The organism is Ornithinimicrobium humiphilum, assembly GCF_006716885.1.
Taxonomy (GTDB): Bacteria; Actinomycetota; Actinomycetes; order Actinomycetales; family Dermatophilaceae; genus Ornithinicoccus; species Ornithinicoccus humiphilus.
In genome coordinates, this window is the sequence record NZ_VFPU01000001.1 from 578,655 (window position 1) to 596,541 (window position 17,887).

A 17,887-nucleotide genomic window follows, 5' to 3' on the forward strand; every position below is an offset into this window, starting at 1 on the left:
CCGCACCTAGACTGTGGCCCCATGACCCACGTCCTGACCTCCGTCGCCTGGCCGTACGCCAACGGCCCGCGCCACATCGGCCACGTCGCCGGCTTCGGCGTGCCCTCCGACGTCTTCAGCCGCTACATGCGGATGCGGGGTCACGACGTCCTCATGGTGTCCGGCTCCGACGAGCACGGGACGCCGATCCTCGTGCAGGCCGACAAGGCCGGGATGAGCCCGCAGCAGTTCATCGACGTCAACCACCGGCTCATCGCCGAGGACCTCGTCGCGCTGGGGGTCTCCTACGACCTCTACACCCGCACGACCACGGCCAACCACGACCACGTGGTGCAGCAGATGTTCCTGGCCTGCCACAAGAACGGCTACATGGTCGAGCAGACCCAGCAGGTCGCGATCAGCCCCTCCACCGGCCGGACCCTGCCCGACCGCTTCATCGAGGGCACCTGCCCGATCTGCGGCTACACCGACGCCCGCGGCGACCAGTGCGACAACTGCGGCAACCAGCTGGACCCGACGGACCTGCTGTCCCCGCGCTCCAAGATCAACGGCGAGACGCCGGAGTTCAAGGACACCCAGCACTTCTTCCTCGACCTGCCGGCGCTCGCCGAGGCGCTGGGCGAGTGGCTCGACGGGCGCGAGGCGAGCGGCCTGTGGCGGCCCAACGTCATCCGCTTCTCCAGGAACATCCTCGAGGAGATCCGACCCCGCGCGATGACGCGCGACATCGACTGGGGCATCACGATCCCGCTGCCCGGCTGGGAGGACAACCCCACCAAGAAGCTCTACGTCTGGTTCGACGCGGTCATCGGCTACCTCTCGGCCTCCGTGGAGTGGGCGCGCCGGATCGGTGACCCGGAACGGTGGCGCGAGTGGTGGAACGACCCCGAGGCGCTGTCCTACTACTTCATGGGCAAGGACAACATCACCTTCCACTCCCAGATCTGGCCCGCCGAGATGCTCGCCCACAACGGGCGCGGCAGCCGGGGCGGCGAGGTCGGGCCGTTCGGCGAGCTCAACCTGCCGACCGAGGTCGTCTCCAGCGAGTTCCTCACGATGGAGGGCAAGCAGTTCTCCACCTCCCGCAGCGTCGTCATCTACGTGCGGGACGTGCTCGAGCGCTACCAGCCCGACGCCCTGCGCTACTTCCTCTCCGCCGCCGCGCCGGAGACGGCCGACTCCGACTTCTCCTGGCCCGAGTTCCTCAAGCGGACCAACACCGAGCTGGTCGCCGGCTGGGGCAACCTCGTCAACCGGACCGCCTCGATGATCGCCAAGAACTTCGGCGAGATCCCCCCGGCCGGAGAGCTCGAGGACGTCGACCGGGCGCTGCTCGACCAGGTCCGGGCCGGCTTCGACGTCGTCGGCGGCCACATCGGCGCGCACAAGCAGAAGGCGGGCCTCGCCGAGGCGATGCGCCTGGTGGGCGAGGCCAACTCCTACGTCTCGACCACCGAGCCCTTCAAGCTCAAGGGCGAGGACCAGCGCGAGCGCCTCGCGACCGTGCTGCACGTGCTGGCGCAGGCGGTCGTCGACCTCAACACGCTCCTGTCGCCCTACCTGCCGCACAGCTCGACGGCGGTCCACCGGGCGCTCGGCGGTGAGGGGGTCTTCCAGCCGATGCCGGAGATCCGCGAGGTCGAGGACCTCGACGACCCGTCCCGCCCGGCCTACCCAATCATCACCGGCGAGTATTCCTCGGCCCCGCGCTGGGAGCATCGCCCGGTGAAGGTCGGGGCCCCGGTCGCCAGGCCGACGCCGATCTTCACCAAGCTCGACCCCTCGGTCGTCGAGGAGGAGCGGGCGCGCCTGGGGCTGGTCGACGACGCGGAGGCCTCGGTATGACGCACCGCCCGCGGGTGCGCCCGTGACCGACTCCCGTCTGGCCGAGCGGCCGCCCGCGCCCGACCGGCTGCCGATCGCCGTGGTCGACAACCACTGCCACCTCGACATCAGCCGGGACGACGCCCCGGCCGTGCCGCTCGAGCAGGTCGTGCAGGAGGCCGCGGCGGTGGGGGTCGACCGGCTGGTGCAGATCGGTTGCGACATCGCGTCCGCCCGCTGGACCGCGCACGTGGTCGACGAGCACCCGGCCATCCTCGGCGGCGTCGCGATCCACCCCAACGAGGCCCCGCGCCACCAGGAGGCCGGCGACCTCGACGAGGTGATCGACGAGATCGCCGAGCTGGCACGCCACCCCCGCATCCGGGTCGTCGGCGAGACCGGCCTCGACTTCTTCCGCACCGGTCCCGAGGGGGTCGCCGCGCAGGAGCACGCCTTCCGTCGCCACGTCGCGATCGCCAAGGACCTCGGGCTGGCCCTGCAGATCCACGACCGCGACGCGCACGACGACGTCCTGCGCGTCCTGGCCGAGGAGGGCGCCCCCGAGCTCACGGTCCTGCACTGCTTCTCCGGCGACGTGGAGATGGCGCTCGAGTGCGTGCGCCGCGGCTACTTCCTCTCCTTCGCCGGCACCGTGACCTTCACGTCGGCCCGCGCCCTGCGTGACGCCCTGGCGGTGACCCCGCTGGAGCACCTGCTGGTGGAGACCGACGCGCCCTACCTGACGCCGACGCCGCACCGCGGGCGCGCCAACGCCCCCTACCTGGTCCCGCTCACGGTCCGGGTGATGGCGGACGTGCTCAACGTCAGCGTGCCCGAGCTGTGCGAGGCCCTCTCGGCCAACAGCGAGCGGGTCTACGGCCCGTGGGGGGAGGCGTCGTGAGCGAGTCGGAGGCCCCCGCGCCCGGCGGCGAGGTGCTGCTCGGCCCCGCGGAGATCCGCGACCTCGCCGGCCGCCTCGGGGTCCGCCCCACCAAGCAGTGGGGCCAGAACTTCGTCATCGACAAGGGCACCGTGCGGCGCATCGTGCGGGCGGCCGAGGTCGGGGCCGACGACGTGGTGCTCGAGGTCGGACCGGGCCTGGGCTCGCTCACCCTCGCCCTCCTCCCGCACGTGCGGCACGTGACCGCTGTCGAGATCGACCCCGCACTGGCCACCCAGCTGCCGCTGACCGTCGAGGAGATGGCGCCGGAGCTCGCCAACCGGTTGACGGTGCTGCACACCGACGCCCTGCGCGTCACCGAGCTGCCTGAGCCGCAGCCCACCGCGCTCGTGGCCAACCTGCCCTACAACGTCGCTGTGCCCGTCGTGCTGCACCTGCTCGCCACGGTGCCGACGCTGCGCTCGGTGCTCGTCATGGTCCAGCTCGAGGTCGCCGAACGGCTCGCGGCCGGCCCTGGTAGCAAGGTCTACGGCGTGCCGAGCGTCAAGGCCGCCTGGTACGCCGAGGTCAGCTCGGCCGGCCGGATCGGCCGCAACGTCTTCTGGCCCGCCCCCAACGTCGACTCCGGGCTCGTGCGCATGGTGCGGCGCGACCCGCCGCCCACGGACGCCACCCGCGAGGAGGTCTTCGCCGTCGTCGACGCCGCCTTCGCGCAGCGGCGCAAGACGCTGCGCGCGGCGCTCTCCGGCTGGGCGGGCGGCGGAGCGGCCGCCGAGGAGATCCTGCGGGCGGCCGAGGTGGACCCGCGGGCGCGCGGCGAGGTGCTGACGGTGGAGGACTTCGCCCGCATCGCGGCCGCCCGCCCTCGCTGACCTCTTGATGTCGAGATAACGTCGGGGCAGGACGTCGCCGACCGGCGGCGCGGGGGAGGAGGACGCCGATCTACCGCGACCTGCTCTGGCCCGTGCTCGTGCCCTCGGTGCTCGTCGGCATCGCCGGCGGCGCCACCGTGCCGGTCTCGGTGCTCGCCGCGCTCGAGCTCGGCGCCTCGCCCGCGCTCGCCAGCCTGGTCATCGCCCTCGTGGGGCTGGCGACCCTGGCGACCACCGTCCTCGCCGGGCGCTTCATCGACCGGCTCGGCGACCGGAGGGCGATGCTCGTCGCCACCGCCGCGGCGGCCGGCTGCACCGCGCTGAGCGTCGGCGCGCTGGCCTGGGGCGGCAGCGGGGCGCTCGCCCTCTTCGTCGTCTCCCTGGTGCTGCGCGCCCCGGTGATGAACGTCTGGAACCTCTCGCGCCAGGCGCTGGTCGCCGAGCACGTCCCCGTCGAGCGCCGGGGTCGGGCGATGACCGCCCTCGGCGGCACGATGCGCGCCGGCACCCTGCTCGGGCCGCTCCTCGGCGCCGCCCTGCTCCTGCAGCTGCCGCTGTGGTCGGTCTACGTGCTCAGCGTCGGCTGCGCCCTCCTCGCCCTCGGCGTGCTCTACACGCCGGCGGGCTCGACCCTCGACACCGCGGCCAGGGCGGCCCGCTCCGACGGGCACGGGTCCGGTGCGACGGCCGACGGGTCCCAGGGCACCCGCTCCCGGACGCCCGCCCCCGGACCGACCACGGTGCGCTGGCGGGCCGTGCTCCTGGCCGGGGTGGCTGTCGGGACCCTGGCGCTGGCCCGTGTCGCCCAGCCCGTCGTCCTCCAGCTCTGGGGCGTCTCCCTGGGCTTCAGCGAGTCGACGATCTCGCTGCTCGTCGCGCTCGGGGCCGCCGTCGAGCTGGTGCTCATGTTCCCCGGCGGCCGGCTCAAGGACACCCTGGGGCGGTCGCCGGTGCTGGTCCTCTGCCTGGCGGTCTACGGCGCCGGCTTCGTGCTGCTGGCCGGCCTGCCGTCGCTGGTCGGGGCGGTGGTGGCGGTCCTCGTCATGGCGGTCGGCAACGGGCTGGGCGCGGGCATCAACATGACGATCGGCGCCGACCTCAGCCCGGCGGTCGACCGGGCGCGCTTCCTCGGGACGTGGGCGCTCTTCAGCGCGGCCGGCTCGCTCGCCGGTCCGGCCACGGTGTCGGCGCTCGTCGCCGTGGGCAGCGCACGTCTGGCGCTGCTGGGGATCGCCGCCGTCGCGCTGGCCGGCTCGGCCTGGATGGCCGGCTGGGCCCGGGTCGCGGCCCTGCCCGGCGGTGTCGGTCGGGGCCGCTGAGCCGCTGCCGACGTCCCGTCGGGGCACCTGACGACCCAGACCGCGAGGACCCCGGGTCGCACCTTAGGGTGAGGCGCATGAACGCCGGGGAGAGCACCGACACCGTGGCGGTCCGCGTCCCCGGCAAGATCAACCTCGAGCTGCTGGTCGGCCCGCTCCGCGAGGACGGCTACCACGAGCTCTCGACGATCTTCCAGGCCGTCAGCGTCTACGACCGCGTCACCGTCCGGCCCGCCGACGAGTGGTCGGTGCACGTCATCGGGCCCTACGCGGACCGGGTGCCGACCGACGGCTCCAACATCGCGCTCGTGGCAGCCAAGGCCCTCGGGCGTCGGCGGCCGCGCCACGTGCCGCACGACCCGGTGCGGATCGACATCGAGAAGACGATCCCGGTCGCGGGCGGCATGGCTGGCGGCTCGGCCGACGCCGCCGCCACCCTCCTGGCCTGCCGCGAGCTGTGGGCGATGGACCACGTCGACAACGAGACGCTGGCGCAGATCGCGGCCGGCATCGGCTCCGACGTGCCCTTCCTGCTCTCCGGCGGCACCGCCATCGGCTCCGGCCGCGGCGAGCACATCACCCCGGTCCTCGGGCGCGGGGAGCTGCACTGGGTGCTCTGGGCCGGCGAGGGCCTGGCCCTGTCCACCCCCAACGTGTATGCCGAGTGCGACCGCCTCCGCGCGGAGTCCGGGGCCGAGCCGCCCGTGCCCCAGCCCTCCGAGGAGCTCATGACGGCGCTGCGCCGGATGGACCCGGACGACGTGGGACCCGCGCTGCGCAACGACCTCCAGGACGCCGCCGTCTCGCTCGAGCCGCTGCTCGCCGAGGTGATGCGCACGGGTGTCGAGCTCGGGGCGCGCGCCGCGCTCGTCTCCGGCTCCGGGCCGACGGTCGCCTTCCTCACCGGGTCCCAGGCCGAGGCGATCGACCTCTCGGTCGGGCTGGCCGCCAACGGCCCCGCGGGGGACATCGTCCGCGCCGTCGGGCCGGTCCCCGGCGCCCAGGTCGTCCAGCACGTCCGGACGCCCCCCAGCCCGCCGCCCACGCCGCCGCGGTCCAGCCCGCCGCTGGGGCCCGTCACCGGCTGAGGCCGGTCCGGTCGGCCGGGGTTCCCGCTCCCGGGGGCGGGGCCGCGGCGGACGGGACGACGGCTCCCGGGCCGTAGGATCGGGAACCAGCCCCCCCGATCGCAGGAGTCCCCGCATGCCCCCGCCCGCCAGCCTCGTCGCGCTCGACCACGCGCACCTCGTCGCCGGCACCCAGGTGCTGCTCGACGACGTCTCGATCGGCATCTCCGACGGGGACCGGATCGGCGTCGTCGGCCGCAACGGTGGCGGCAAGTCCAGCCTGCTCGGCGTCGTCGTCGGCACCCGCCCGCTCGACGGCGGACGCGTCATCCGCACCGGCAACGTGACGATCGGGATGCTCGGGCAGGTCGACGCCCTGGACCCCGGGGCCAGCGTCGGCCGGGTCGTGCTCGGCGACCTCGCCGAGCACGAGTGGGCCGGCTCGGCCCGCGTCCGCGAGATCCTCACCGGCCTGCTCGGCGACACCGACGCCTCGGCGGTGGGTGGCTGGGACGCCCCCGTCGGGCCGATGTCCGGTGGTGAGCGTCGCCGCCTCGCGCTCGCGGCACTGCTGGTCTCCGACCCCGACCTGCTCGTCCTCGACGAGCCCACCAACCACCTCGACGTCGAGGGCGTCGCCTGGCTGGCGACCTACCTCTCCACGCGTCGCCCCCGCGCCGGCAGCGCCCTGCTCGTCGTCACCCACGACCGCTGGTTCCTCGACGCGGTCAGCACCCGCACGTGGGAGGTGGCCGACGGCGAGGTGCACGCCTACGACGGCGGCTACGCCGCCTACGTCCTGGCCCGAGTCGAGCGCCAGCGGGTCGCGCAGGTCACCGAGGAGCGCCGCGCCAACCTGGCGCGCAAGGAGCTGGCCTGGCTGCGCCGGGGGGCTCCGGCGCGCACGAGCAAGCCGCGCTTCCGCATCGAGGCCGCCACCGCGCTCATCGAGGGCGAGCCCCCGCCCCGTGACAGCGTCGAGCTGGTGCGCTTCGCCACCACCCGCCTCGGGAAGGACGTGCTCGACCTCGTCGACGCCACCGTGACGGTCGGCGACCGCACGCTCCTGGAGGACGTCACCTGGCGCCTCGGGCCGGGCGACCGCTACGGCATCGTCGGCGTCAACGGCGCCGGCAAGTCGACGCTGCTCCGCGTCCTGCAGGGCCAGCACCCGCTCGCGGCCGGTCGGCTCAAGACCGGCAAGACCGTGCGGATGGCGTGCCTGAGCCAGGAGCTGCGCGAGCTGGACCGCGTCCGGGACTGGACCGTGATCGACGCGATCACCGAGGTCCGCTCCTTCACGACCATCGGCGGCAAGGAGGTGTCGGCCTCCTCCCTGGCGCAGCGACTCGGCTTCACCGGCGGGCGCCAGCAGTCGCGCGTCGGCGACCTCTCCGGTGGTGAACGGCGGCGGCTGCAGTTCGTGCGGCTGCTCATGGACGAGCCCAACGTGCTCCTGCTCGACGAGCCGACCAACGACCTCGACATCGACACCCTGACCTCGATGGAGGACGTGCTCGACGGTTGGGCGGGCACCCTGCTCGTCGTCTCCCACGACCGCTACCTGCTCGAGCGCATGACCGACCGGCAGGTCGCCCTGCTCGGCGACGGCACGTTGCGCGACCTGCCCGGCGGGGTCGAGGAGTACCTCGAGCTGCGCAAGCGGCGCCCCGTGTCCCGGGCCGGCGTGGCGAGCGGCTCGGCCGCAGGCCCCGCCGCCCCCGCAGGTGGGTCGGCCCCCGCGGCCGGCGGCACGGCATACACCCCGGCGCAGGTGCGCGAGGCGCGCAAGACGCTGGCGCGGGTCGAGCGCACCCTCGACAAGCTGCACGCCGAGGAGGCCAGGGTGCACGCCCAGATGGTCGACGCCGCGACCGACCCGGCCCGCCTCGCCGAGCTGACCGAGAAGCTGCGCGAGATCACCGAGCAGGAGGAGGCCCTCGAGCTGGAGTGGCTCGAGGCCTCGGAGGCCGCCGAGGGCTGACGCGCCCGACGGATGCCTCGACGTCGAGATATGTGGCGCTAGGCTCGACGCATGGGTCGACGGCGCATGGGTGAGGACGACGTCGACGGCGTCGTCGCCGCCTGGCGTCGCGAGCGGCCCGACCTCGACGTCGCCCCGCTCGAGGTGCTCTCCCGGGTCTCGCGGCTGGCGCGCCATCTCGACATCGCCCGCAGGCAGGCGTTCGCCGACCAGGGTCTGGAGCTGTGGGAGTTCGACGTGCTCTCGGCGCTGCGCCGGTCGGGGGCGCCCTACCAGCTCACCCCCGGTGAGCTGCTCCGCGAGACCCTCGTCACCAGCGGCACCATGACCAACCGGCTCGACCGGCTGGCCTCGCGCGGGTTGCTCACCCGGGAGGCCGCGCCGCACGACCGGCGGGCCGTGCTCGTCACGCTCACCGAGGAGGGGCGGCGGGTGGCCGACCGGGCGCTGGAGGCGCTGCTCGAGGGCGAGCGGGAGCTGCTGGCCGGCCTCGCGACGGAGGAGCGCGCGCAGCTCGCGGGCTACCTCAAGCGGCTGCTCGTCGACTTCGAGGGCTGAGGCTCCCCGGGCAGGAATCGAACCTGCGTCCCTAATCCTGATTCAAAGTCAGGCGGCCCCTACCAGCAGAGCAACCGGGGAACGTCCGCGAGCGCGGACAGTGCTCAGGGTAGGTCATGCGGGCCGGGTCAGCCCCGGCCCACCCGGCTGCGCAGCGTCGGCTTCGCCTCCATGCCCGACAGGCCGTTCCAGGCCAGGTTGACCAGGTGCGCGGCCACGTCCTCCTTCTTCATGCGCCGGGAGTCCAGCCACCAGCCACCGGGGATGGCGACCATGCCCACGAGCATCTGCGCGTAGAGCGGGGCGGTCTTGGGGTCCAGCCGGCGCCGGCGGAACTCGGCGGCCAGGATGTGCTCGACCTGGGTCGCGATGTCGCTGATGAGGCTGGCGAAGGAGCCGGTGGACTGCCCGGGCGGGCTGTCGCGCACGAGGATCCGGAAGCCGTCGGTCGAGTTGTCGATGTAGTCGAGCAGCGCCATCGCCGCCGCCTCGAGCAGCGCCCGGGCGTGACCGGCGGGCTGCAGCGCCTCGGTCATCTGGCCGAGCAGGGCCTGGATCTCGCGGTCGACGACGACCGCGTAGAGCCCCTCCTTGCCCCCGAAGTGCTCGTAGAGGACCGGTTTGGAGACGCCGGCGGTGGCCGCGATCTCCTCGACCGAGGTGCCCTCGAAACCCTTCTCGGCGAACAGCCGGCGACCCACCTCGATGAGCTGCTGACGCCGCTGCGGGCCCGTCATCCGGTTGCGGGGCGGGGACTTGGGCGTCGAGGAGGTCACCGGGCCATTCTGCCCTGCGGGGCCGCCGGGGGGTGCCCGCGCGACCGGAGGACCGGGCCGCCGCCCCGCCCGCTGGAGGCCCGCGACCGCCGGGGGAGGGCAGCCGTCCGGCGCGGGTAGAGTCGACCCGTGACCTCCCGCCACCCCTCCGCCGTGATCGTCCTGGCCGCCGGTGAAGGCACCCGGATGAAGTCCGCGACCCCCAAGGTCCTGCACCGCATCGGGGGGAGGTCCCTGCTGGGGCACGCGCTGCACGCCGCCCGCCAGGCCGGGCCGGAGCACCTCGCCGTCGTGGTCCGCCACGAGCGCGACCGGGTCGCCGCCCACGTCGCCGAGCTCGACCCCGCCGCGGTCGTCGCCGACCAGGACGAGGTCAAGGGCACCGGTCGCGCCTGCGAGTGCGGCCTGGCCGCGCTTCCCGCGGATCTGGCCGGCACGGTCCTGGTCACGATGGGTGACGTCCCGCTGCTCACCCCCGAGACCCTCGTCGACCTCACCGAGCGTCACGAGACCAGCGGCGCCGCGGTCACGGTCATCACCGCCGAGCTGCCGGACGCCAAGGCCTACGGTCGGGTGGTCCGCGACGAGGCCGGCGACGTCGTGGCGATCATGGAGTACAAGGACGCCCTGCAGCACCGCGAGGCCGGCAGCGAGTTCGCCCACGTCGTCGACATCCGCGAGATCAACTCCGGCATCTACGCCTTCGACGCCGAGGTGCTGCGCAGCGCGCTGGCCGAGGTCGGCACCGACAACGCCCAGGGCGAGAAGTACCTCACCGACGTCCTGGCCATCGCCCGCCGGGAGGGGCGGCGGGTGGCCGCCCACCTCGTCGAGGACCTGTGGCAGACCGAGGGCGTCAACGACCGGGTGCAGCTGGCCGCCCTGGGGCGCGAGCTCAACCGCCGCACCGTCGAGCGGTGGATGCGCGAGGGCGTGACGGTCGTCGACCCGGCGACCACGTGGATCGACGTCGACGTCACGATCGGGCGCGACACCGAGATCCGCCCCGGCACCCAGCTGCTGGGCTCCACCGTCGTCGGGGCCGACGCGGTCGTGGGCCCGGACACCACCCTCACCGACGTCGCGGTGGGCGACGGCGCGTCGGTGGTGCGGACGCAGGCCGAGGGGGCCCGCATCGGGGACGGGGCCACGGTGGGGCCGTTCTCCTACCTGCGGCCGGGGACCGTCCTGGGGGCCCGGGGCAAGATCGGCGGCTTCGTCGAGACCAAGAACGCCGAGATCGGGGAGGGCGCCAAGGTGCCGCACCTGACCTACTGCGGCGACGCCGTCATCGGCGACGGGGCCAACATCGGGGCGGGCACGATCTTCGCCAACTACGACGGGGTGGCCAAGCACCGCACCGTCGTCGGGCGGCACAGCTTCGTCGGCTCCGACTCGGTGCTCATCGCGCCGGTCGAGATCGCCGACGGGGCCTACGTCGCCGCCGGCTCGGCCATCGAGGGGAAGGTCGGCCCGGGTCAGATCGCGGTCGCCCGTGGCCGCCAGCGCAACGTCGACGGGTGGGTCGCCCGTCGACGCCCCGGCACCTCCACGGCGAGGGCGGCCGAGGCCGCGCTCGCCGAGCAGGCGCCGTCCTCCTCCGGCCCCACCACCCCCGCCGAGAACCCCACCCAGGAGAGCTGATGACCGGCATCCACCGGACCACGGAGAAGAACCTCATGGTCTTCACCGGGCGCGCCCACCCCGAGCTGGCGGAGGAGGTGGCCAAGGAGCTGGGCACCTCGCTCGTCCCGACGCAGGCCTACCAGTTCGCCAACAGCGAGACCTACGTCCGCTTCGACGAGTCGGTCCGTGGCTGCGACGCCTTCGTCATCCAGAGCCACGTGGCGCCGGTCAACGAGTGGATCATGGAGCACCTGATCATGGTGGACGCGCTCAAGCGCGGCTCCGCCAAGCGGATCACCGTGGTGCTGCCGTTCTACGGCTACGCCCGCCAGGACAAGAAGCACCGTGGCCGCGAGCCCATCTCGGCCCGCCTGATCGCCGACCTCTTCAAGACGGCCGGGGCCGACCGCCTCCTCGCCGTCGACCTGCACACCGCCCAGATCCAGGGTTTCTTCGACGGGCCGGTCGACCACCTCATGGCCACCCCGATCCTGTCCCAGCACGTCAAGGACAAGTACGGCCACGAGGACCTCGTCGTCGTCTCCCCGGACGCCGGCCGCATCAAGGTCGCCGAGTGGTGGAGCAACAAGCTCGACGGCGCACCGCTGGCGTTCATCCACAAGACGCGCGACGTCACCCGGCCGAACGCCTCGGTGGCCAACCGCGTCGTCGGTGAGGTCGAGGGCCGCATGTGCATCCTCGTCGACGACATGATCGACTCCGGTGGCACGATCTGCCAGGCCGCCGAGGCGCTGATGAACCAGGGCGCCAAGGGCGTGGTGATCGCCGCCACCCACGCGATCTTCTCCGACCCTGCCGTCGAGCGGCTGCGCAACTCGGTCGCCCAGGAGATCGTGGTCACCAACACCCTGCCGCTCTCGGACGAGGCGAAGGCGCTGGACAAGATCACCCAGCTCTCCATCGCGCCGCTCATCAGCCGGGCGATCCACGAGGTCTTCGAGGACGGCTCCGTGACCTCCATGTTCGAGGGTCGCGCCTAAGGGCCCGGTCCTTCCTGGCGGGCCCCGCGGGCGATTTCACGCCGCGCGCGGGTGCCCGCTAGACTGTCGGGGTTGCCTCGGCGAGGGACACCGCACGACTTGCGGTGGCCGTGATTCGACGAAGCGTGTTCGTGCCGCCCGCGATCGGGTGAGCCGTGACGCCTCCGCGATTCACCGTGCCGTGTCCCGCGTCGAGGCCCGACCCAGACCGATCCCGCGAAGCAAAGGCCCTGACGCATGTCCGACCAGACCCTGATCCCCGCCGAGAAGCGCACCGAGTTCGGCAAGGGTGCGGCCCGCCGCATCCGCCGCGACGCCAAGGTCCCCGCCGTCCTCTACGGGCACGGCACCGACCCCGTCCACCTGACCCTGCCGGGCCACGCCACGATGATGGCCCTCAAGGTCGCCAACGCGGTCCTGACCCTGGACATCGAGGGCGAGGAGCAGCTGGCCCTGGCCAAGGACGTGCAGCGCGACCCGATCAAGCGCACCATCGAGCACGTCGACCTGGTCATCGTCCGCAAGGGCGAGAAGGTCTCCGTCGACGTGCCGGTGCACGTCGAGGGCGAGGCCGCCCCGGAGACCTTCGTCTCGGTCGAGCACGCCGAGGTCACCATCGAGGCCGAGGCCACCCACATCCCGGAGAGCATCGTCGTCTCCGTCGAGGGTGCCGAGGCCGGCACCCAGGTCCTGGCCGGTCAGCTCGAGCTGCCCTCCGGTGTCACGCTCGTCACCGACGCCGAGGCCCTGGTCGTCAACGTCACCCAGGCCGTCTCCGCCGAGGCCCTCGAGGCCGAGCTCGCCGAGGCCGAGGCCGAGGCCGGCATCGAGCACGACGAGACCGAGGCTCCCGCCGAGGAGGCCGCCGAGGCCCCCGCCGAGGAGAGCACCGAGGAGTGATCCGCCGGGGCTGACCAGCCCCGTCGCACGCGCGCACGGCCACGTCGCCGCGGGGAGACCCGCCGGAGACGTGGCCGTCGCGCTGTCCCACGTCATACCCGTCCCGCGGAGGAGCACCCATGGACGCACCCTGGCTCGTCATCGGCCTCGGCAACCCCGGGCCGCGCTACGCCGGCAACCGGCACAACGTCGGCGCGATGGTCGTCGCCGAGCTCGCCCGGCAGGCGTCGACGCCCCTCCGTGCCCACAAGAAGGCCCAGGCCTGGGCCGCCGAGGTGCGCCTCGGCACCGGTCCCGGCGGCTTCCCCGGGCCGCGGGCGGTCATCGCCCAGCCCTCGACCTACATGAACGTCTCCGGCGGCCCGGTCGCCGGCCTGGCGAAGTACTACTCCGTGCCCCTGGAGCAGATCGTCGTCGTCCACGACGAGCTCGACATCGACTTCGGGTCGGTGCGGCTCAAGCGCGGCGGTGGCGAGGGCGGCCACAACGGTCTGCGCTCGATCAGCCAGTCCCTCGGCAGCCGCGACTACCTGCGCGTGCGCCTGGGCATCGGCCGCCCGCCCGGCCGCCAGGACCCCGCCGACTACGTGCTCTCCGACTTCCCGGCCCGGGACAAGGTGGACGTCGAGCTGCTCGTCTCCGACGGCGCCGACGCGGTGCTCGACCTCGTGCACCAGGGTCTCGAGGCCGCCCAGCAGCGCTACCACTCCAGGTGACTCCCGGCCCCCGCCGCGGGGCCGTGTATGGTGTGGGGCATGCTCAGCACGCGTCGCTATTTTCTCTTCGGGTCGGCTCCGGCCGGCGCGACGATCTAGACGCGCGCACCGGAGCCGACCCAGGGCGTGGACCGTATGGTCCGCGCCCTTCGCCATTCCTGGCGGGCGCTCCGGAGCGTGGGGCGGCCGTCACCGCTCGCAAGGAGATGTCGCATGACCCCCACCCCGGCCGCCGCCGCACCGGCGACCCGCACCCGCAGCACCACCGACCTGCGCGTCCTGCGCATGGAGCCGCTGCCGACGCCGCGCGAGGTCCGTGAGGAGCTCCCGCTGTCCGAGGAGGCCGCCGACCTCGTGGCCCGCAGCCGCGCCGAGGCGCAGGACGTGCTGCGCGGCGCCGACGACCGGCTGCTCGTCGTCGTCGGCCCGTGCTCGGTGCACGACCCGGTCGCCGCGATCGACTACGCCTCCCGGCTTGCCGAGCAGGCCCGTCGGCTCGAGGACGACCTGCTCGTCGTCATGCGCGTCTACTTCGAGAAGCCACGCACGACGACCGGCTGGAAGGGGCTGATCAACGACCCCGACCTGGACGGCAGCTACGACATCCCCCGCGGTCTACGGCTCGGCCGGCGGGTCCTGCTCGACGTCCTCGACGCCGGGGTGCCGGCGGGGTGCGAGTTCCTCGAGACCACGACGCCGCAGTACCTCGCCGACACGGTGACCTACGGCGCGATCGGCGCCCGGACCGTCGAGTCGCAGGTGCACCGGCAGCTGGTGTCCGGCCTGTCGATGCCGGTCGGGCTCAAGAACGGCTCCGACGGCGACGTGCAGGTGGCGGTGGACGCGTGCGTGGCGTCCGCCGCCCACCAGACCTTCCTGGGGGTCGACAGCGAGGGACGGGCCGCGCTCGTCGAGACCGCGGGCAACCCCGACGCCCACCTCGTCCTGCGGGGCGGGCGGGCCGCTCCCAACCACGACGCCGCCTCGGTCGCCGCGGCGGGCGAGCGGCTGGCCGCGGCGGGCCTCGGCCGTCGCATCGTCGTCGACGCGAGCCACGGCAACAGCCGCAAGGACCACGTCCGCCAGGCGCAGGTCGCGCGCGAGATCGGCGAGCAGGTCGCGGGCGGCTCGCGTCTCGTCGGCGGCGTGATGCTCGAGAGCTTCCTCGTCGAGGGCCGGCAGGAGCCGGCGCCGAGCGGGCTCGTCTACGGGCAGTCGGTCACCGACGCCTGCCTGGGCTGGGGCACCACCGTCGACGTGCTCGAGGACCTCGCCGGGGCTGTGCGGACGCGGCGCCGCACGCACTGAGCGCCCCCGACGACGAAGGCCGTCCCCGGTCGGGCTGACCGGGGACGGCCTTCCGTGCCGTGCGGCGGGTCTCAGCCCTGCTGCTCCTTCAGGGCGCGCAGGCGCGCCTCGATCTCGGAGTCGGCGCTGCTGGTCTCCAGCTCGGCGAACTGGTCCTCCAGCGTCGCGGACTGCGCCTCGGCGCGGCCCTGCACGACGGCCTCCTGCTTGCGGATGTTCTCCTCCCAGCGGGCGAGGTCGCTGCTGGGGTCCATGACGTCGATCGAGGACATGGCGTCCTGCACCTTCGACTGCGCCTCGACGCTGCGGGCACGGGCCACGAGGGTGGCGCGGCGGGACTTGAGGTCCTCGAGCTTGGTCTTCATCGTGACCAGGCCGCTCTTGAGCTGCTCGACGGTCTGATTCTGTGCGTGGATGGAGGGCTCCATCGCCTTGACGTCGTTCTCGTGCTGGATCTGGCGACCGAGCGCGACACGGGCGAGGTCGTCGAACTTGAACGCCCCGTCGGGGTCGCCCTTGCTGCGCAGCTCCTCGGCCTTGGCGGAGGCCGCGGCGGCCTTGCGGCCCCACTCCGCCGCCGCGTCGCGGTCGGCCTGCAGGTCCGACTCCGCCATCCGCACGTTGGCGATGGTCTGGGCGACGGCCTCCTCGGCCTCGGCGATGCTGTTGGTGTAGTCCCGGATGAGCTGGTCCAGCATCTTCTCCGGGTCCTCCGCGCGGTCCAGCAGCGCGTTGACGTTGGCACGGGCGAGCTGGCTGATCCGACCGAGGATCGTCTGCTTCTGGGTCATGCTCGGTTCGTCCTTTCTTCCGACCGCCTCCGTCGGCGGTGGTCCGTGGTGGCCGGGCACCCTGCGTGCCCGGCGAGGAGGCCGGAGGCCCCCGGTGAGCGGCGCCGCCTAGAAGCGGCCACCGCCGAAGTTGCCGCCGCCCCCGAAGCTGCCGCCTCCGAAGCTGCCGCCGCCCCCGCCGAAACCGCCGGAGCCGCCGCCCCAGGAGCCGCCACCGCCCCAGCTGCCGCCCCACCCGCCGGAGTGCCGGTGGCCGTTGCCCCCGCCGAGGAGGATCCCCCCGAGGATGACGGACACGGGGTCGATGCCGCCGGAGCGACGGCCGCCGCCCCCGCCGAAGCCGCCCGAGCTGCCCCACGAGTCGAGGTCGTTCTGGGCCTCGGTGAGCGCCTGCTCGCCGAGCTGCTCGGCGCGGGTCAGCAGCCCCATCGCGGCGGTGGGGTCGGTGTCGGCGACCCGCTGGGCCTCGTCGAAGACCCGCAGGGCCTCGGAGATCCGGGTGCGGGCGCCGCTGCTGACCGCGCCGCGGCGGGTGCGGATGGTCTCGTCGATGCTGCGCAGCCGGGCGTCGACGCGGGCGACGCGCTGGGTGAAGTTCTCGCGCATCTTGGTCAGGTGGGCCTCGGCGTCGCGCAGCGGCTCCAGGAGCGTGTCGAGGTCGTGCTCGGCGGCGTCCAGCTCGGCGATGGCGCGCAGCGGGTCGCCCGCGGTGCGGGCCTGCTGGCCCTGCTCGATCGCGGCGCGCGCCCGGTCGGCGGCCTTGGCGATGACGGGGTCCTGGGGCGCCAGGCGACGCACGTCGGCCAGGTCGGAGGTGATCGAGGCGATGCGCCGCGTGAGCTCCTCCGCGGAGCCGGTCAGCTGGGCGTCGGCACCCGAGACGAGGTCGAGGAGCGTGACGGCCTGGCCCAGCGCTTCCTCCGCCGCGCGGGCCGCGGCGACGGCCGAGGGACGGTCGTCGCGCTCGAGGCTCTGCCGCCCGGCGGAGACGAAGCCCCCCGCCGACTGCAGCAGCCGCTCGGCCTGCTCGCGGTGCTGGCGCACGGTGGTGAGCGCCTCGGCGGGATAGCGGGCGGCGAGGCCGCGCAGCTCCTGCTCGGCGACCGGCAGCCGCGCCTGGACCTCGTCCAGGCGGGTGGCCAGCTCGGTGAGGAACTCCGGCGCGCGGTCCTGCAGCGAGCGCAGCGTGGCGAACTCCTGCGTGCGCTCGTCGAGGGTCCGGCGCGAGGTGCCGGTCAGCTCGAGGATGCGCGCGAGCATCGTGCGCTCGACGTCCTCGGGCTCCTTCTGGTCGTCGTCGAGCTGCTGGCGCAGGCTGAAGGCCTCGCGCGCGGCCTGCCGGGCCTGCTCGAGCACCGCGCGGAACTCCTGCGTGCGCTGGGTGCCGAACTGGGCCTCGGCGAAGGCGAGCTCCTCCTCGGCGGAGCGCACGGCGTTGTCCATGGCGACCAGCGCCTCCGAGGCCTGCCGCTGCAGGTCCTGGAGCGGGATGCCCTGCGCCTGGCGCGGGACCGGGGCGCCGGTGGAGGGACGTCGGCCCGAGCGGGCCCGTCGCGACGCCAGGCCGGCGCCGGCCACGGCGAGCACGGGCACGCCGAGCAGCAGCAGACCCGCCCCGCCGCCGAGCCCGCCGGACGACTGGGGGTGCACGGGCTCGCCGTCGGGCACGAGCACGCCCCCGCCGCCGGAGGAGGCGTCGGCATACTCCCGGGCGAAGCCGTCGACGGCGCCGCTCACGGCGCCGAGCCAGTCGTCCTCGCGGAGCGCGGGCTCGATGTCCTCGAGCTGCACGGTGCGCAGGGAGGCGGCGGACAGCGTGCCGCCGATGTCCCCGACGCCGTACTGCCGCTCCTCGACGGCGACGGCCAGCACGAGGTCGCCGTCGCCCATGCCGGAGGCCTCGGAGGTCTCCCGGGCCCAGTCGGGGCCCCCCAGGGAGCCACCGGCGCCGTCGGTGAAGGTGTCGACGAAGACGACGAAGAGCTGGAGCCCGGTCTCGTCGCGCAGGGTCTCCAGCTCGGCCCGGGCGGCCTCCTCCTCGTCGGCGGAGAGCGCGTCGGCCGGGTCGTGCACCACGTCCGGCAGGTCGAGGGGATCCTCGGCGGAGGCGGGCGCGGCGATCCCCACCGCCGCCACCATCCAGCCGGCCACGAGCGCGGTCCGCCACGAGGCCCGGGCACGTCCCTGGCCTGCGAGGTTCCTTCTCACGTCTGCGATCCTCCCTGACCTGTCCAGAAGGGGTCC

Annotated in this window: 15 protein-coding genes and 1 tRNA gene; 12 read left to right on the forward strand and 4 right to left on the reverse strand. The window is 73.9% G+C overall.

Features of this window, described 5'->3' with window-relative positions; genetic code table 11:
* The first annotated feature begins 21 nt into the window (after positions 1-21).
* The 7 genes from metG (at position 22) to FB476_RS02670 (ending at position 8,525) form a co-directional block, all read left to right on the forward strand.
* The gene (gene metG / locus FB476_RS02640) at positions 22-1,845 is read left to right on the forward strand and encodes a methionine--tRNA ligase (protein WP_141817400.1); all 1,824 of its coding nucleotides are present in this window, start codon (positions 22-24) and stop codon (positions 1,843-1,845) included.
* Between the two features lie 22 nt (positions 1,846-1,867).
* Positions 1,868-2,725: a TatD family hydrolase gene (locus tag FB476_RS02645; protein WP_141817401.1), complete on the forward strand. Its 858-nt coding sequence runs from the start codon at positions 1,868-1,870 to the stop codon at positions 2,723-2,725.
* On the forward strand, positions 2,722-3,597 hold the full coding sequence (gene rsmA / locus FB476_RS02650; protein WP_141817402.1) for a 16S rRNA (adenine(1518)-N(6)/adenine(1519)-N(6))-dimethyltransferase RsmA: 876 nt from the start codon (positions 2,722-2,724) through the stop codon (positions 3,595-3,597). Before FB476_RS02645 ends, rsmA begins: the two co-directional genes overlap by 4 nt.
* A 92-nt stretch (positions 3,598-3,689) precedes the next feature.
* Positions 3,690-4,916 carry an MFS transporter gene (locus FB476_RS02655; RefSeq protein WP_141817403.1) on the forward strand — a complete coding sequence of 409 codons (1,227 nt, stop codon included), beginning with the start codon at positions 3,690-3,692 and terminating at the stop codon, positions 4,914-4,916.
* Positions 4,917-4,993: 77 nt separating this feature from the next.
* On the forward strand, positions 4,994-6,004 hold the full coding sequence (locus FB476_RS02660; protein ID WP_141817404.1) for a 4-(cytidine 5'-diphospho)-2-C-methyl-D-erythritol kinase: 1,011 nt from the start codon (positions 4,994-4,996) through the stop codon (positions 6,002-6,004).
* A 115-nt stretch (positions 6,005-6,119) separates the two neighbouring features.
* A complete protein-coding gene (locus tag FB476_RS02665; RefSeq protein WP_141817405.1) occupies positions 6,120-7,967 on the forward strand; it encodes an ABC-F family ATP-binding cassette domain-containing protein in 1,848 nt (615 codons plus the stop codon).
* Between the two features lie 51 nt (positions 7,968-8,018).
* Positions 8,019-8,525 carry a MarR family winged helix-turn-helix transcriptional regulator gene (locus FB476_RS02670; RefSeq protein WP_238329522.1) on the forward strand — a complete coding sequence of 169 codons (507 nt, stop codon included), beginning with the start codon at positions 8,019-8,021 and terminating at the stop codon, positions 8,523-8,525.
* Positions 8,526-8,527: 2 nt separating this feature from the next.
* Here the strand turns inward: FB476_RS02670 and FB476_RS02675 are convergent.
* Both FB476_RS02675 and FB476_RS02680 read right to left on the reverse strand, forming a co-directional pair.
* Positions 8,528-8,606 (reverse strand) — tRNA-Gln (locus FB476_RS02675).
* A gap of 47 nt (positions 8,607-8,653) precedes the next feature.
* A complete protein-coding gene (locus FB476_RS02680; RefSeq protein WP_141819779.1) occupies positions 8,654-9,262 on the reverse strand; it encodes a TetR/AcrR family transcriptional regulator in 609 nt (202 codons plus the stop codon).
* Positions 9,263-9,430: 168 nt separating this feature from the next.
* Here FB476_RS02680 and glmU point away from each other — a divergent pair, with 168 nt between their 5' ends.
* From glmU to FB476_RS02705, 5 genes are all read left to right on the forward strand, one after another.
* Entirely contained in the window at positions 9,431-10,945 is a 1,515-nt protein-coding gene (glmU, locus tag FB476_RS02685) for a bifunctional UDP-N-acetylglucosamine diphosphorylase/glucosamine-1-phosphate N-acetyltransferase GlmU (protein WP_141817406.1), read from the forward strand.
* Positions 10,945-11,928 (forward strand): ribose-phosphate diphosphokinase, encoded by a 984-nt coding sequence (locus FB476_RS02690; protein ID WP_141817407.1) that lies wholly within the window; start codon positions 10,945-10,947, stop codon positions 11,926-11,928. Before glmU ends, FB476_RS02690 begins: the two co-directional genes overlap by 1 nt.
* A gap of 237 nt (positions 11,929-12,165) precedes the next feature.
* On the forward strand, positions 12,166-12,828 hold the full coding sequence (locus FB476_RS02695) for a 50S ribosomal protein L25/general stress protein Ctc (protein ID WP_141817408.1): 663 nt from the start codon (positions 12,166-12,168) through the stop codon (positions 12,826-12,828).
* 119 nt (positions 12,829-12,947) lie between these two features.
* Positions 12,948-13,544 (forward strand): aminoacyl-tRNA hydrolase, encoded by a 597-nt coding sequence (pth, locus tag FB476_RS02700; protein WP_141817409.1) that lies wholly within the window; start codon positions 12,948-12,950, stop codon positions 13,542-13,544.
* 213 nt (positions 13,545-13,757) lie between these two features.
* Positions 13,758-14,852 (forward strand): 3-deoxy-7-phosphoheptulonate synthase, encoded by a 1,095-nt coding sequence (locus FB476_RS02705; protein ID WP_141817410.1) that lies wholly within the window; start codon positions 13,758-13,760, stop codon positions 14,850-14,852.
* Positions 14,853-14,923: 71 nt separating this feature from the next.
* Here the strand turns inward: FB476_RS02705 and FB476_RS02710 are convergent, their stop codons facing one another.
* Entirely contained in the window at positions 14,924-15,643 is a 720-nt protein-coding gene (locus FB476_RS02710) for a PspA/IM30 family protein (protein WP_141817411.1), read from the reverse strand.
* A 108-nt stretch (positions 15,644-15,751) separates the two neighbouring features.
* A complete protein-coding gene (locus FB476_RS02715) occupies positions 15,752-17,851 on the reverse strand; it encodes a TPM domain-containing protein (protein WP_141817412.1) in 2,100 nt (699 codons plus the stop codon).
* Positions 17,852-17,887: the final 36 nt, after the last annotated feature.